Origin of the sequence: Zhongshania sp. R06B22, assembly GCF_040892595.1 — a bacterium.
Classification (GTDB): domain Bacteria; phylum Pseudomonadota; class Gammaproteobacteria; order Pseudomonadales; family Spongiibacteraceae; genus Spongiibacter; species Spongiibacter arctica.
Window position 1 is genome coordinate 2,616,907 of sequence record NZ_JBFRYB010000001.1, and the last position, 16,447, is coordinate 2,633,353.

A 16,447-nucleotide genomic window follows, 5' to 3' on the forward strand; every position below is an offset into this window, starting at 1 on the left:
AAGCGATTATAAATTGCAGCCAGTAGTTAAGTCGCTGCGCTCTCGGCACCTAACTATTGATCGCCCTTTTGCGCCATAAAAAGTACACAGCCGGCAATACCAGCAGGGTTAAAATTACAGCGCTTAACATCCCTCCCACCATAGGCGCCGCTATCCGACTCATCACCTCTGATCCCGTACCCGTGCCGTACATAATAGGTAGTAGACCAACAATAGTGGCGCCTGCCGTCATCATCACCGGGCGAACCCGCAATCCGGCGCCATTTAGCACAGCAAGTCTGAGGGTTTCCAGCCTTGGCCTTACGCCCTGCTCCTCGCACTCGGACAACATCTGTGTGTGAGCCTGATTGAGATAAACCAGCATGATAACGCCAATTTCAACCGCAACACCCGCCAGCGCGATAAACCCAACACCCACTGCTACCGAGAAGTTGTATCCCAGTAAATACATCAACCAGACTGAACCGACCATCGCCAAGGGCAATGTGCCCATGATAATCGCGACCTCGGCAATATTGCGGAAGTTTAGATACAGCAGCACGATGATAATGGCCAGCGTTAATGGCACCACGTAGCTGAGCTTGGCTTTGGCGCGCAACATATATTCATACTGCCCCGACCAGTCTAATGAGTACCCTGTGGGCAGCTCAAGCTGATCTGCCACAACTACCATGGCATTTTCCACATAACTACCAATATCGACGCCGTCGATATCGACATAGGTCCAGCCATTCAAACGCGCATTCTCACTTTTAATGGCCGGAGGTCCATTTTCCACATAGACCCGCGCTACATCCCCGAGCGCAATCCGCTGATTGCCAGCCGTCACTATCGGCAGCAGCGCCAGCTGTTCTGGGGAATTGCGGTAGTCCTGGGGATAGCGCAAATTAACCGGGTAGCGCTCCTGACCTTCGACGGTTTGGGTCACGTTCATTCCGCCAATGGCGGTAGCGACGACCTGCTGTACATCCGCGATATTGAGGCCGTAGCGAGCGGCCTTTTCTCGCTGAATATCAACCTTGATGTAACGACCGCCGGCCACCCGCTCAGAGTAAACCGAGGCCGTGCCAGGTACGTCTTTTAGTATCTGCTCGAGGCGCTTGCCGATTTTTTCGATCTCTCTTAAATCTGGGCCAGCTACTTTTATACCCACTGGCGTTTTAATGCCCGTGGCCTGCATATCGATACGGGTTTTGATGGGCATCACCCAGGCATTTGTCAGGCCTGGGAACGTCACCAGCGCATCTAATTCCTTTATAAGAGTCTCGGTCGTCATGCCCTTGCGCCACTGATCCCTAGGCTTAAGCTGAATAAAGGTTTCAATCATGGTGAGCGGGGCCGGATCGGTAGCAGTCTCCGCCCGACCAATTTTACCGAACACGGTTTTTACCTCTGGCACGGTAGCTATCAGCTTATCGGTCTGCTGTAAGATTTCGCGGGCCTTACCGATGGACAAACCGGGGTAGGTGGTGGGCATATACATCAGGTCGCCTTCATCCAGAGCCGGGATAAATTCACTACCAATTTGCGTCACCGGCCAGAAGCCCACCATCGCAATCAAAAGCGCTAACGCCAGCGTTGATTTAGGATAATTAAGCACCACCTTTAGCGTTGGCATATAAACCGCAATAAGCCCGCGATTGATCGGATTTTTGTGTTCAAGCAAGACCTTGCCGCGAATAAAATAGCCCATCAGCACCGGAACCAAGGTGACGGCCAGCGCGGCGCTAGCGGCCATGGCATAGGTTTTTGTAAACGCCAGCGGCGAGAACATCCGCCCTTCCTGAGCGCCCAGTGCAAACACCGGCACAAAACTCACCGTAATGATCAGCAAACTAAAAAATAGCGCCGGTCCCACCTCCGCCGCAGACTCGGCGACCACCTCCCAGCGATTCTCGTCGGTCAGCGGTGTTCGCTCCATGTGCTTGTGCATATTTTCGATCATGACGATAGCGCCATCGATCATGACACCGACCGCAATGGCTATTCCGCCTAGCGACATAATATTGGCATTGAGGCCTTGGGCGTGCATAACGATGAAAGCGGTGAGAATACCCACCGGCAGGCTGATGATGGCCACCAGACTGGAGCGCACATGAAACAGGAACACCATGCACACCAGCGCGACCACGATAAACTCCTGCAGCAGCTTATGCCAAAGGTTGTCTACGGCCCGCTCAATCAGGCCGGAGCGATCGTAGACGGTAACAATTTCGACCCCCTCGGGCAGACCCGCTTTGAGTGTCTCCAACTTGGCCTTAACGCCATTAATGGTCTTTTGCGCATTTTCCCCAAAGCGCATAATAACAATACCGCCGACCACCTCACCCTCGCCATTCAACTCGGCAATACCCCGGCGCATTTGTGGGCCAATTTCAATATCAGCGACATCCTTAAGTAGTAGGGGTGTTCCCTGCATATCCAGACCCAGCGGTATGGTAGCCAGGTCTTCGATATTGCGGATATAACCGCTGACTCTCACCATGTATTCGGCTTCGGCCATTTCCACCACTGACGCCCCAACCTCCTGATTGCCCCGTTGAATGGCAGTCTGGATATGCGACAGCGGTATACCAAAAGCGCGTAATTTGTCTGGGCTCACTTTGACCTGATATTGCTTAACCATGCCACCCAGAGTCGAGACTTCAGACACACCGTGGACTGTTTGCAATTCGTATTTAAGAAACCAGTCCTGCAGGCTGCGCAACTGACTGAGGTCATGCTGACCAGTTCTGTCGACTAGGGCGTAAAGGTATACCCAACCCACGCCAGTCGCATCCGGGCCCAATTGTGGCCTAGCATTGGGGGGCAAGCTTGGCGCCACCTGTGACAGATATTCCAGCACCCGAGAGCGCGCCCAATAGATGTCGGTATCTTCATCAAAAATCACATAGACATAGGAATCACCGAAGAAGGAATAACCGCGCACCGTTACCGCACCCGGCACCGACAACATTGCCGTGGTCAGAGGATAAGTCACCTGGTCCTGGACCACTTGCGGCGCCTGGCCAGGGTAACTGGTTTTGACAATCACCTGAACATCCGACAAGTCTGGTATGGCATCAACTGGCGTATTTATCATCGACCAGCTGCCGACGCCCACCAGAATGAAGGTCGCCAACAGCACGAAAAAGCGATTGCCCACAGACCAGCGAATAATAGCTTCGATCATTACATGCTCTCCTGCTGGCCCTGACTATCATCCATTAACATTAAATCGTGATTCATACGTTTGAAATCCGAGGTCTTGCTGGATTCCGAATCAATCAGGAACTGCGCAGAGCTAACAATACGATCACCCTCATGCAGGCCCGAGATAATTTCCGCTTGGGTATCTGCCACCCTCCCTACTTCAACTTCTATCGATTTAAAACGCCCCTCCCCCTGAGCCAATACCACCCTAGACTGGTTGCCGGTGCGAATGAGTGCCTCACGGGGAATCAACAAGGCTTGTTCGAGGGGATCGGTTTCAATATTTAATTGCGCGAACATGCCCGGCCGCAAAAATTTGTCCCGGTTATTAATATGAACCCGAACTTGGGCGGTGCGGGTCTTCATATTCAGGGAGGGGTAGATATAATCAACGGTGCTTTGCCACTCACGCCCGGGCAGATAGTCGAGCCGCATGCTCACCGTATCGCCTACCTTAACGACCGTGGCCTGGCGCTCAAAAACTTCGCCAATAACCCAAATGTGTTCCAGCATGCCGATGGACATAACACTCATACCGGGTTTAACGAACATACCCTCACGCACATTGAGGTCATCTACCACCCCCGATTGCGCTGCGGTGATGGTGACGGTCTGACTGACCTTGCCCGTTGCTCGCAACTGTTTAATAGTGGCGGGCGGTACATCCAATGCTGCCAATCTCTCGACGGCGGCCTGAATCAAAATGGCATTATTTCGCTTCAGGGCTAGCAATAACTCCTCTTGAGCATTGACCAAGGTGGGTGAATACAGCGCATACAGTGGCTCGCCTTTTGCCACTGGATCACCGGCCGCTTTGACATAGAGTTGTTCGACCCAGCCTTCCACGCGTGGATGGATATGAATAAGACGATCTTCGTCATATTGCACATAACCCACAGTATCTATGGTGCTCGCCAATTGCCCCCTAGTGACCGTTGCCAGCCGTACCCCGAGGTTATTAACCACGTTCGGAGAAATAACGACGCTACCTATCTCAGTGTCGGCGTCGTTACTATAAACTGGGATCAAATCCATCCCCATGGGGGACTTGCCAGGTAAGTCAGACTTGTAATTCGGATCCATGGGAGCGACCCAATACATTGGCTTAGCGTCGCCAGCCTGCTCCGCGCCCATGTCGGTGTTGCCCGCAGTGGCGATCCAGACACCGGCTGCGCCAATAAGCGCACCCAAAAAAACACTTATTGCAGTTTTAGAAGTTGGTTTCATATTCGTCCCCGAGCTGTGTTGCTGGCGTATGGATTGCCACTGATGACCCGCTGAGTAAATAATTTATTTTTACGATGGTCTGTTGCCGCTCTACGGCGATCACCAGTGCCTCAATTTTGGTATTTAACTCGGCAATCCGCGCGCGCACCGCTTCGGCAAAATCGCCATCGTCACTGTCATAAGCTGTCAACGCGGCCTCGGCCTGCGACGCCATTTGCGGTAAAAGCTGATCTTTATAAAGCGTTAGGCGCTGATTAAGACGTTGCAGCTGGACGATGGCCATATCCAGCGAAGCCATAAGTTGACGAGACAATAATTGCTTATCGGTTTTGATCGCCTCGGCTCGCGATACCGCTGCACTGACGTCTTTATCTTGTCGATTAGCGGTAAACAGCGGCATATCAAAGCTGACCCCGATGGAGAATAAGTCTGCCCGATCGCGGCCCAGCGGATCATCATCACGATATCCGTATTGCGCAGTCAGCCCCCACTCCGGCTTGTACTTTTGACGCGCCAACTCAACACCGGTCTGCATTGCATTAATACGTTGATCAAAGGCCTGCAAAAGCGGATGTAAACTGATTCGCTCGTAGCGAGATCGATCGTTGTGTACCGGAACTAGCAGTGCAGATTCTGGCAGTGAAGGCTCATCATTTGGCAACAGCGGAGCCAAAGGCAGCTGGGCACGAACGCCAATCCACTCAGATAGACGCCGCTGCGCAGACTCCTGCTGCTGCAGCAGTACCGTCAAGCGATCATCAATACGAGTCAGTTCAAGTTGCGCGCGAATAATATCTTGCTGCCGCGCCCGTCCCAGCGCCGACGAATAGCTCGCCCGCGCCGCATCCACGAGCTGTTCGAACAACGAACGGTCGCGCTCAATCAGGCGTATGCTCTCTTGAGCCTTATATTCCTCTAACCATAACTGCGCAACAGTCGCCGTAACCTTGGCCTCCCTATCCAACCTAAGCATGGGTTCCTGAGCAGCCAGTTCACGCTTTTGCCGACTAGACAGTGTTAGGCTGTCACCACGGGGAAACATCTGGCTCACGCCCAGCGCAAGCTGGGTCATGGCTTCTTGATTAAAATCCAATGTGTCCACGGGGAAATTACCCGCCATTAAGCTGATCTTTGGGTCGGGTAAGCTTGCCGCGGAAACGGATTCGCTGCTGAGAGCGTCTTCCCTATGGCGACTGCCGTTGAGCCAGGGGTCAGAGGTTATTGCAGCCGCAATAGCAGCGTTTAGGCTCAATTCCGGTGCTGGCTCCTGAGCGAAAATAAGGGGGGCGCTAGCTATTAACCCTAGTGCGACCAAGAATTTCATGGCTGCTGGCCATTGCTATATTGCTCTTCAGCGCTATCGACGATAGCAAATACTTCGGTACTGCCGTCTTCTTTCAAAAGCAGCACCTGATAAGGCATAAATCGGCCCCCCACTTCCATACCGGGACTGCCCATCGGCATAGCAGGTACGCTCAGACCCAGGGCATCGTTAGGCGGATTTTCAAGGAACTGATTGATAAAGCGAGACGGGATATGCCCTTCGAATACATAACCCTGGCTGGATACCGCGGTATGGCAGGACTGATATTTGGGCGAAATGCCGTACTTGTTTTTAATCGCATTCAGATCACTCGGATGATGAATATTGGCAGAAAATCCATCGAGTTGAATATGGTCAACCCATTTAGTGCAGCAGCCGCAGGTGGGACTCTTGTAGACATCTAAGGTCACCACTGAACCCGGACTAAGTGTTTGTCGCTCAGCTATGTTTGAAGCATCGGAGCAGGCAGCCACTCCCATTAGGAATAGCGCTAGACTTATATTGCTAAGACTTTTTAATAAAAATTGCATTGTGTTCTCCCATCGCATAACACGGTATGAAAAGCAGGTTTAAGGACCGCTTAAAAATGATAAGTATGGGAGTTACTTGGCTCCCCACTCAAAACGAAGCTGAGAGCACCCAAATTGCAGGCGCACTCACCCCGTATTAGTGGGAAATGGGGGGGCGGTAAAAAGAAACTGGCTCAATGCCTGTGTAGGCAGCAGTGTAGTCAAGATGCAATACAAGGGGCGCATCGGCTGCAAGCCGCAGCTGAGTAGTCACTGCCATCGCAGGCAGCGAAACACAATTGAGCATGGAACATGTTTGTTCCTTACAGCAGTCACTCGGCGCGCTGTCGTCGCTAACTGCAGAAGGCGAATGATGCGAATGCGACATGCCGTCCATCGCCATCATGGTCGAGCTATTGTTCGTGGTGATTTGAGTGTCGGGATGCAATATTTCACATGAGGGACGGACAGCAGCAAAGGACTGACTGACTATCGCCAACAACAGCCAAACAAGGCCTGTGAATTTTAAATACCGCTTTAACATATGTCCACGCAACAAGGTGACCAAGGCTCACTAACAATAGTACAAGGGTACTCTTGCTTAAGGAAGACAAACTGATCCAGATCAAGACGGCGCACATTGCCCCCTCAATACCAAAACAGTTTACCCTCACACTCTTTTCTTACAGCGCCCGCTCGCGCACTTTTGGCAACTTGACGCCCTAGCCTTACTGATGAAAACCTTGATTACCACTGAAAATACATCTATCCGCAGGCCAAAATTACAAATTTCTAATTCGACTGGTGTCCGCCGCGCTTTCCATCACGGCAGCCTACCTTTACACTCATGCGCTAATAAATAATAGTGGGAGGCACTCAGTAGATGCCGGCCAGTGATCAACAGCGTCAACAACTCCTCCATATCTGCGGGCAACTCAGGGAAGCACTAGAAAGCAGCCAAACACTCGGCGGCAGCAGTAGTGAACTAGCAGAGGTCGAAGCCACCCTGACCTCGCTGAACAGGCAGATGGCTGCCCTCCGCGATCGCAAGATGCTTGAGTTTTACAACCCCGATTACAAGGGCGACTTTCGTAACATTCTGCCGTGTAGCCCGCTAAGTGGCTATTTCAATCCAATAGCACCTGAACTTAAAATCTGGCGCGAAGATGAATTCGTATATGCAGAGGGCAGCTTGGGAAAAATCCATGAAGGACCGCCAGCGTCTGTCCACGGCGGTGTTATCAGCGGCATCTACGATCAGGTTTTAGCCTTCACCGGCCTGGCAAATGAGCTTCCGGGAATGACCGCTAGTCTGACAATAAAATATCACCGTCCTACCCCGCTTTTTAAGACTATTCGCTTCACCACATGGCTAGAGAAAAAACGGGACAGACATATTATTATTCATGGCGAATGCCACAGTGATGGTACCCTGCTCACCAGCGCCGAAGGGCTTTTCATTCAGTATAAAAAATAACGCGGCACGCAACACTAAGGAACAGCTCACACATGATGAAACAACACGCTATTCTGTTGGCAGTTAGTCTGACGGCGAGTCTGACTCTGGCAGCGGGGGATCAACCTCAAGCCCCTGAAACTGTATCGGTTACCGCTGACCGCATTGAAAAACAATTGCATGAGCAGAGCCTGGCAATTAGCGTCATTAGCCAAGAAGATATTGAAAGCATCGGCCACACTCACATCAGCCAAGTCCTCAGCCAAGTTCCCGGCGTCTCAATCAGCCGCGGTAACGGTCAAGAAAATTTAACCGCCATTCGTTCAGGCGTATTGACGGGTGCCGGCAGTTGCGGTGCATTCTACTTTGCAGAAGACGGCATACCGTTGCGGGGCCCAGGTTTTTGCAATGTGAATGAGCTATTCGATGTAAATGCCGAGCAAGCCGCGCGCATAGAAGTTATTCGTGGGCCAGGCACCGCGGTGCACGGCAGCAATGCCTTAAACGGCGTCATCAATGTTATTAGCCGAGCGCCCTCAAGCGAGCCAGAGTCTCGCCTATCGTTTGAAGCCGGCCCCGACAAATACCAACGCGTCAAAGCCAGTTACAGCGACACCATTGGCAAGCACGGCTATCGTATTAGCGTACAAGGCAATCATGATGATGGTTTTAAGGATGAGGCCGGCTACGATCAACAAAAAATGAATGTGCGTTATGACTATCAAGGCGACACTTGGAGCATTCAATCCATGCTGGCCGCCAGCAATCTTGATCAAGAAACCGCCGGCTATGTGCTGGGCGAAGACGCCTACAAAGATAGTGATCGCAAACGCGAAAATCCCAATCCAGAAGCCTTCCGCAATAACACCAGTGTTCGCTATTACAGCCGCTTTGAGCGCGAGGGCGAACGCGACAGCCGCTTTGTCGTTACGCCCTATTTACGCTATACCGAAATGGAATTTCTTCAGCATTTCCTACCCGGTACCCCACTTGAAGAAAATGGTGAACGCAGCGCTGGGGTGCAAAGTGCGTTTTATCAGAACTATAGCGATAACGTCACCCTCTACAACGGCTTTGACATGGAAGTAAGCAAAGCCTATTTAAAACAATCCCAAGCGCAAGCCACCCTTTTCGGCCGGTTTCCCACTGGTCAACAATACGACTATGAAGTGGATGCCTTATATGCGGCCTGGTTTATTGGTGGCGACTGGCAAGCGACCAGCAGCACAAAGGTCAATTTTGGCGGCCGCTACGATATTCAGTTTTATGACTACAACAATTTAATGATCGACGGCAATACCGCCGCTGACGGCACTGCCTGCCCTGCCGGCAGCTGCCGCTACGCTCGCCCAGTCGACGACAAAGAGCGCTTCCGCAATAGCTCTTTTAATCTAGGCTTGATTCAAAACCTCAGCGAACACACTGACTTCATCGCCAATGCCGGTCACGGTTTTAGAGCACCGCAGGCCTCAGAACTATACCGCCTGCAAGAACAGCAACTGAATGCCAATCTCGACGAAGAATCACTTAACAGTATTGAAATAGGTTTGCGTGGCAACTGGAATGCTTTCCAGTACCGCGTCTCGACATATTGGATGCACAAAAGCGATGTCATTATTCAAGACAGCAACCGCCGTAATATCAACGGGGGAAAAACTGTCGACAGAGGAATCGAAGCTAATTTTAACTGGCAAATTACGCCCAGTCTGATGTGGCAATTACAAGCTAGCTATAGCAAACATCAATACGGCAATGATGCGCTTACAGCAGAGGGCAATGAGATTGACACTGCACCGCGTCAGCTCGCTGGCACATTGCTGCGCTGGTCACCATTTGCTAGCACTCAAGTTGAATTTGAAATCCAGCACCAAGGCGAATACTTCCTAGAAGAAAACAACCTTTATCGCTATCCAGGCCACACTCTAAGTAATATCCGCTGGCGCCAACAGTACGGGGAGCAACTTTATTCAGTGCTTAGAATAAATAACCTAGGTGATATTGATTATGCGGAGAGAGCAGATTACGCCTTCGGCAATTACCGCTACTTCATAGGTGAGCCGCGCGCTGCCTATCTAGAACTGGGAATTAACTTCTAATTTAGTGAGGGCATAGGCAAAAACGCGCCTAAATAGATCTGTTTATGTGAGCAGGTTCACGGCTGGGCGATCCACGCATATAGAAGCTAAGCAAAGTCGTTATATTAAAGACTCACTTAATGACACTCGGTCACTACAATGGGTTTTATAAAAACAATGCTTAGCGCCACCGCGCTGATTGCTTGCAACAGCGCGCTTGCCGAGCGCCATCAAGACACCCCCGCCCATGCCCTTATGACAATGTGGTCGTCTTGGATTCAGGAAATAAAACCCCAATCCAAGGCGAACGCCGCTTGGCCTGAAACTCGGAAAATTGATACCCGCTTCCACATTGACACCCAGCCCGCTGAACTAAACCTCCGCAAAGGCGATAAAGTGGTTTTCACTATCAGTCCAGCGGGTATGTCACTGAGTTCAAGGTTTTAAAGACTCCTATGTAAAGGCGGCTAAACCTACCGCTTTACGCACTGACGCCAACATCGGCGCAGCCTGGGCACGCGCTTTCTCCGCGCCCTTCTTAAGCTCAGACTCCAAGAATTGACTGTCAGCCAAAATCGCCTCGTAACGTCCACGAGCTGGGGCGACCTGAGTGTTAATCAATTCAAATAAATCCTTTTTAGCCTGTCCCCAGGCAATGCCCTCAGCAAACTTCTGACGCATATCCGCAGTTTGTTCTGGCGTCGCAAACGCCTGCCAAATTTCAAAAACGGTCGAGTCTGCGGGATCCTTGGGTTCACCGGGCTCTAAAAGATTGGTTTTGATTTTATTAATGTGTTTTTGGAGCTTTTTCTCTGGTAAAAACAAGGGAATTGTATTGCCATAGCTTTTACTCATCTTACGGCCGTCTAGGCCGCTTAAAACCGCTACATCGTCGCCGACGACCGCTTCGGGCAATACAAAGGTTTTGCCATATAAGTGGTTAAAACGCTGCGCCATATCACGTGCCATTTCTATATGCTGAATTTGGTCGCGCCCTACCGGCACTTTGCTGGCATTAAACATTAAAATATCGGCTGCCATTAATATCGGGTAGCTGAACAAGCCCATGGTGACACCGTAATCCGGATCATCACCGTTTTGCTCATTGGCTTGAACCGCCGCCTTGTATGCATGGGAGCGATTCATCAGGCCCTTCGCGCAGACGCAAGTTAGAATCCAGCTCAGCTCGGCGATTTCTGGCACATCAGACTGGCGATAGAAGGTGCTGGAGTCGGTATCTAAGCCTAGGGCTAGCCACGTCGCAGCTATTTCACGGCTGGACTGGTGCACCATAGCGGGGTCATGACTTTTAATCAGTGCGTGATAATCCGCAAGAAAGAAAAAGGCGTCAAACTCGCCGCGCTGACTTTCAGCAATCGCGGGACGAATCGCACCAACATAATTCCCCAAATGCGGCGTTCCGGTGGTGGTAATGCCGGTAAGTACCCGCTGCTTAGCCATAATGTATTCCTGTTAGATTCTTGCTGCGGCCGCATCGTTGTCCGCAATTTAAAATAAGGCGCTTATGATACTGGCTCACCCCAACGGTGTCAGTATTCGCCTCAGTACAAACAGCGCTTAATTCAAAAGCCCCTCGAAAACGTCTAAATACTGCGGTGCCAAGGTCTGCCAACTCAAGGCAGATACGTCAAGCAGCGGTAAGCGTCCTCGCTGTTTTTGCGCCAGCAACCGCTGCAATGCCTCGCGGCAAGCGATCGCTTCTAGGGCAAGCGTATCATCACTGCGGTAGCGATAAGCGCCGCCAAACCACTCGGGATAACACAGACGATCCGGAACTAATGGCACGCAGCCCATGGCGACCGCCTGCAAAACTGATAGACCTTGAAAGTCGTGTATTGCGGTGGACAACACCACGTCGCAGCTAGCCAGCATCGCCGAGTAGTCCAAGGAGTCAACGACATAACCCCACTGCCGCAGGGCCAAGCAATCACTCGCTAATATTAGGACCTCAATCTGTTTGAATTCAGTAGGGCAATTCCGAAACTGCTGACCAGCGATGTAGAAATCGATAGGCAGTGCCTGCTGATTGCACTCTTTTACTAGCGCCAACAGGCGATCAGGCCCCTTGTCGTACTCCCAGCGATGATTCCAGAGCACACTTAGACGCTCACCCGCTGGCCGTTCAAGGCATGGTTTTATATCTAACCCCACTGGCAAAACCGCTGAATCAGCTAGCCTAGCCGCCACTTCGGCGCGCGGTGAAAAGTCAGGTAAGCGAGCCAACAAGGTATCGACACCACGCAATAATGTGCTGCGATTATACTCACTATTAAACAGTACTTTGTCGGCAGCCAAGGCGGTGTATAGGTTTAGTATTTGGGGCTCGACGCCATCACGCTGCTGAATATTTTTGGGATAGCTAAACTGATTCTCATGAAAATATACCACCGTGGGAATACGACTCAGCGCTGGTACCAGGCCACGCAGCGCCGACAAATCCGTCATCGAGGTCGCGAGAATCACATCATAGGGCTCACTCAGTAGCGCGCTTTGCTGCATGGCCCAAGTCAGACTATTGCCCCGTATACGCCAGCTAAAATATCGAGCTGGCAAGCTCAGCACCGTCCATTCAATACTCGGCAAATGGTTCATGAGGCCATCTAGCCAACAGCGATGACTGTCCGCATGGTAGGCAGATAGCACCAATACTCTCATTGTTTGACCAGCCCTAGGCTAACTAACTTTTTTGTAAATTGACGCACAGACACGGCTCTATTACCCTCTTGACCTAAATTATTATATGGATCGAAATGCTGATATGCGCGAATACAATACCTTACAGTGGGAAAATACCGACGGCATTGCCAAAATCACTTTAAATCGCCCCGATGCGGCCAATAGTCTCAATTTAGAAATGGCACAGGAGCTAATGCATGTCGCCATGGTTTGCGATCAAGATGCTAGCATCCGAGCGGTCATTCTCACGGCGAGCGGAACAATGTTTTGCGCGGGGGGCGATGTCCCCAGTTTTCACGCCGCAGGTAACGATATTGGCTTGTTAGTAAAAGAAATCACGGCTTGCCTGCATTCAGCGAATTCTCGTTTCGCGCGTATGACCGCTCCTCTCATTGTTGCCGTCAATGGCACTGCAGCAGGCGCAGGTTTTAGCTTAGCGGCCTCGGGCGACATCGTCATCGCCGCTGAAAAAGCAAAATTTACGATGGCATATACAGGCATTGGCGCAAGCCCTGACGGTGGCTCAAGTGTCTATCTACCGCGGCTTATAGGCTTGCGTCGCACCCAAGAACTCATGCTGACTAACCGCGTTCTAAGCGCGCAAGAGGCCCTAGACTGGGGCTTATTGACTAAGGTCGTCGCCGCCGATGATCTTATGAGCGAAGCCGAAGCCCTTGCCAACAAACTCGCCAGCGGCCCGCAAATGGCCCACGGTAAAATTAAAGAGCTATTACTTGGCAGCTACTCAAACACGATGGAAACCCAGCTAGAACTTGAAAGCCGCTGCATCGCCACATGCATTAGTAGCCCAGAAGGTCGCGAAGGCCTACTGGCATTTTCTGAAAAGCGTAAACCTGACTTTAAGTCAGCAAAATAATTTGCGAGCACTACTCCGCCACTACACAATTGCTTGCAGTGGCGGTTCTTTTTCAGCAGCGGTCGCTATCTACCACAGATTTCAATTGATAATACCCTGCCAAGACCTTGCTTAAATTAAACCCATCCTGACTGCCTGCCAGCTCGCGAATTGAATGCATAGCAAACGTCGGTACGCCGATATCTAAGGTTTTCACTCCAATCGCAGCTGCAGTGAGCGGGCCGATAGTGCTCCCACAGGCCATATCACTACGCACAACAAAACTTTGCACCGGTACATCACAACTCGCGCACAAACGGCGAAATAGCGAGCTCGTTTCGCTATTGGTAGCGTATCGTTGGTTCACATTGTTTTTTATCACCGGACCCGCATTTAGCAGAGGACCGTGATTGCCATCGTGTTTATCGCTAAAATTAGGATGAATACCGTGAGCGTTGTCTGCAGAGATCATCATTGAGTTGGCGATAGCCCGCTGCCAGGCAGTTTCACTACCGGCAATGCGGCGAAGCACCGATTCTAGCATCGGCCCCTGGGCACCCACGGCTGACTGACTTCCCACTTCTTCATGATCGCTACACACCAGTACCGTGTGCTCGCTATTATCCGCAGTTAACAATGCGTCTAAGCCGATATAGCAAGACAGCAGATTGTCTAAACGGGCCGCGGCGATAAAGTCCTCATTCCAGCCCACCATGGCAGCTGGCTGGCAGTCGTAAAAACTCAGCTCGTAATCCAATACCGCAGCAACATCGCTGACGCCTTGCTGCGCCAGCGTTTCTGCAAGTAAAGCCCGAAAATCCTTGGGTTCAGTACTTTGTAATAGCACCACCGGAAGATCTCGCTGCGGGTTTACCGAGCGGCTGTTATTGGCTTCCCGATCAAGATGTATCGCTAAGCTCGGGATAATACCCACCGGGCGATTAATGTTTATCAAGGTACTACACAGCTGGCCGCTGGCATTTTCATAATTTACCCGGCCCGCTAAGCCGAGGTCACGATCAAACCAAGGGTTGAGTAAGGCGCCACCATAGACCTCTACCCCCAGCTGAAAATAGCCCTGACGATGTAACTCTGGCGCCGGCTTAACCTTCAAATTAGGGCTGTCAGTATGTGCGCCCACCATGCGCCAACCGCACTCATGGACAGGCGTTTTGCCGCAGCGAAATGCGACAATAGAAGAACCATTGCGAATAAGGTAATACGACTTGCCCGGCTCAAGTTGCCAGTCAGCCCGCTCATCTAATGCGCTAAAACCGGCTTGCTGTAAACGCACGCGCATTTCTTCCACCGCGTGAAAGGGAGTCGGACTGGCATCGATAAACGCACATAAATTCTTATTAAATTGCTTCACATTACTCATTTCGGGTTTTCCCAGCCTGAATATTTGACATTGAATTTTGGAGAGCCAACAACAAACTAGACGTATCGCTTCGCCCACCACCTAGGTTCTGAACCTGAGTGTAAAATTGATCAACCAAAGCCGTTACCGGCAAACTGAGCTGGCGCTGACGTGCCTCATCTAATACATAAGCCAAATCCTTGCGCATCAAATCCACGGCGAAGCCAAAATCGAACTCCTTGTTGAGCATGGTCTTAGCCCGATTATCCATTTGCCAAGACTGCGCCGCACCGCCACTAATGACATCGATCACCGCCGGCATATCGAGTCCGGCTTGCTCACCAAAATGTAGACCTTCGGCCAAACCCTGTAATAAACCGGCAATACAAATCTGATTGACCATTTTCGCCAACTGCCCTGAACCCGATGGACCTAGGCGTTGGTAGCGAGTCGCATAGGCTGCAAGCACTGGCTCTACCGCAGTGAAGGCGCCGATGTCGCCGCCAGCCATTACGGTTAAACCGCCCTTCTCTGCACCCGCTTGCCCACCGGAAACCGGCGCGTCTATAAAATAATGGCCATATGTTTGAGCGACTGCCGCCATATCGCGGGCAAGCGCCGCCGATGTGGTCGAATGATCAATAACCACGCCATTAGCTGGCATTGATTCAAACACGCCATCCTTGGCACATAATACCTGCCGCACATCTTCGTCCGCCCCTAGGCACACCGCAACGACGGTCGCATTACCAACCGCCTCAGCAATCGATTCACTAGCGGTAATACCAAATTCTGCGGACCATCTTTTCGCTTTTTCAGTGCTGCGATTAAATATCGACAGAGAAAATCCGCCTCGACACAGATGCCCCGCCATCGGGTAGCCCATTGTGCCTAAACCAATAAACGCAACTTTCATTGAGCTTTCTCCACTGAGTATTTAGGAGGCTAATACAGCAAATAAGAGACCCGCGAGCAATACCCGATAAATCGCAAATGGCATCATTCCCATGCGCTCGACCAAGCGCATAAAGACATGAATACAGGTATAAGCAGTTGCGGCCGACACCACCGCGCCAATGGCCAAATAATTCCATGCCACAGGATCACTACTCTCTAACAGTTCCAATAATTTATAGGACCCTGCCGCAGCAATAATAGGCATAGACAATAAAAATGAAAACCGCGCCGAGTCACTGCGATTAAGACCCAGCATCAAGGCTGCGGTAATAGTAATACCCGAGCGCGAGGTACCGGGAATAAGCGCAATGGCTTGGGCAACGCCAACAATAATAGCGATACGCAAGCCGACGTCAGCGAGCTGTTTACCGTGTTTAGCATAGCGATCTACAACGCCAAGCAACACCCCAAAAACAAGCGTGGTAGTCGCCAACACGTATCCCGACCGCAGGTGCTCTTCAATAAAGTCGTTAAAGATAAGCCCCGCTAACACCGCAGGGATAGTGGCGACAATGACCATCCAGCCCAGACGACTATTTGCCGTCTGCTGGCGCGACGCCAGACTGCCAAACCAATCGCCCAAAATATCCCGCACCTCAAGGCGAAAATACCACAGCACTGCGAGCAATGAGCCAACATGAACCGCAACATCAAACGCCAAACCTTGGTCTTCCCAACCCAATAGGGTTTGCGGTAATACCAAATGCCCCGAACTAGAGACGGGTAAAAATTCCGTTAACCCCTGAATAGCAGCAAGAATTACCGCACGTAATGAATCCATTATCGAAAACTTC

General features: G+C 51.2%; 14 protein-coding genes. 4 read left to right on the forward strand and 10 right to left on the reverse strand.

Going from position 1 to position 16,447, the window contains the following annotated elements:
- Positions 1-49 precede the first annotated feature (49 nt).
- The 5 genes from AB4875_RS11915 to AB4875_RS11935 form a co-directional block, all read right to left on the reverse strand.
- Positions 50-3,172, reverse strand: coding sequence for an efflux RND transporter permease subunit (locus AB4875_RS11915; protein ID WP_368376277.1), 3,123 nt, complete (start codon positions 3,170-3,172; stop codon positions 50-52).
- Positions 3,172-4,419 carry an efflux RND transporter periplasmic adaptor subunit gene (locus AB4875_RS11920; RefSeq protein ID WP_368376278.1) on the reverse strand — a complete coding sequence of 416 codons (1,248 nt, stop codon included), beginning with the start codon at positions 4,417-4,419 and terminating at the stop codon, positions 3,172-3,174. Before AB4875_RS11920 ends, AB4875_RS11915 begins: the two co-directional genes overlap by 1 nt.
- Positions 4,403-5,743 carry a TolC family protein gene (locus AB4875_RS11925; protein WP_368376279.1) on the reverse strand — a complete coding sequence of 447 codons (1,341 nt, stop codon included), beginning with the start codon at positions 5,741-5,743 and terminating at the stop codon, positions 4,403-4,405. The genes AB4875_RS11920 and AB4875_RS11925 overlap by 17 nt, the downstream gene beginning before the upstream one ends.
- Positions 5,740-6,273, reverse strand: a complete 534-nt coding sequence (locus AB4875_RS11930; protein WP_368376280.1) for a DUF411 domain-containing protein — start codon at positions 6,271-6,273, stop codon at positions 5,740-5,742. The genes AB4875_RS11925 and AB4875_RS11930 overlap by 4 nt, the downstream gene beginning before the upstream one ends.
- A gap of 136 nt (positions 6,274-6,409) precedes the next feature.
- The gene (locus tag AB4875_RS11935) at positions 6,410-6,796 is read right to left on the reverse strand and encodes a hypothetical protein (RefSeq protein ID WP_368376281.1); all 387 of its coding nucleotides are present in this window, start codon (positions 6,794-6,796) and stop codon (positions 6,410-6,412) included.
- 339 nt (positions 6,797-7,135) lie between these two features.
- Between AB4875_RS11935 and AB4875_RS11940 the strand changes: the two genes are divergently transcribed.
- The 3 genes from AB4875_RS11940 (at position 7,136) to AB4875_RS11950 (ending at position 10,230) form a co-directional block, all read left to right on the forward strand.
- Complete coding sequence (locus AB4875_RS11940) at positions 7,136-7,729, forward strand: PaaI family thioesterase (protein WP_368376282.1); 594 nt, start codon at positions 7,136-7,138, stop codon at positions 7,727-7,729.
- 32 nt (positions 7,730-7,761) lie between these two features.
- Complete coding sequence (locus AB4875_RS11945) at positions 7,762-9,804, forward strand: TonB-dependent receptor (RefSeq protein WP_368376283.1); 2,043 nt, start codon at positions 7,762-7,764, stop codon at positions 9,802-9,804.
- A gap of 138 nt (positions 9,805-9,942) precedes the next feature.
- Complete coding sequence (locus AB4875_RS11950; protein WP_368376284.1) at positions 9,943-10,230, forward strand: hypothetical protein; 288 nt, start codon at positions 9,943-9,945, stop codon at positions 10,228-10,230.
- A 6-nt stretch (positions 10,231-10,236) separates the two neighbouring features.
- Here AB4875_RS11950 and AB4875_RS11955 read toward each other — a convergent pair whose 3' ends face one another.
- Both AB4875_RS11955 and AB4875_RS11960 read right to left on the reverse strand, forming a co-directional pair.
- Positions 10,237-11,244 carry a tryptophan--tRNA ligase gene (locus tag AB4875_RS11955; RefSeq protein WP_368376285.1) on the reverse strand — a complete coding sequence of 336 codons (1,008 nt, stop codon included), beginning with the start codon at positions 11,242-11,244 and terminating at the stop codon, positions 10,237-10,239.
- A 117-nt stretch (positions 11,245-11,361) separates the two neighbouring features.
- Complete coding sequence (locus AB4875_RS11960; protein WP_368376286.1) at positions 11,362-12,459, reverse strand: tRNA-queuosine alpha-mannosyltransferase domain-containing protein; 1,098 nt, start codon at positions 12,457-12,459, stop codon at positions 11,362-11,364.
- A 103-nt stretch (positions 12,460-12,562) separates the two neighbouring features.
- On the opposite strand from AB4875_RS11960, the gene AB4875_RS11965 reads away from it, so the two are divergent.
- The gene (locus tag AB4875_RS11965; protein WP_368376287.1) at positions 12,563-13,357 is read left to right on the forward strand and encodes an enoyl-CoA hydratase/isomerase family protein; all 795 of its coding nucleotides are present in this window, start codon (positions 12,563-12,565) and stop codon (positions 13,355-13,357) included.
- Positions 13,358-13,409: 52 nt separating this feature from the next.
- On the opposite strand, the gene AB4875_RS11970 is transcribed toward AB4875_RS11965, so the two are convergent.
- From AB4875_RS11970 to AB4875_RS11980, 3 genes are read right to left on the reverse strand one after another with little or no spacing between them, the layout of a single operon-like run.
- A complete protein-coding gene (locus AB4875_RS11970) occupies positions 13,410-14,717 on the reverse strand; it encodes a M18 family aminopeptidase (protein WP_368376288.1) in 1,308 nt (435 codons plus the stop codon).
- On the reverse strand, positions 14,710-15,612 hold the full coding sequence (locus AB4875_RS11975) for an NAD(P)-dependent oxidoreductase (protein ID WP_368376289.1): 903 nt from the start codon (positions 15,610-15,612) through the stop codon (positions 14,710-14,712). The genes AB4875_RS11970 and AB4875_RS11975 overlap by 8 nt, the downstream gene beginning before the upstream one ends.
- A 21-nt stretch (positions 15,613-15,633) precedes the next feature.
- Entirely contained in the window at positions 15,634-16,434 is an 801-nt protein-coding gene (locus tag AB4875_RS11980) for an undecaprenyl-diphosphate phosphatase (protein ID WP_368376290.1), read from the reverse strand.
- Positions 16,435-16,447 lie beyond the last annotated feature (13 nt).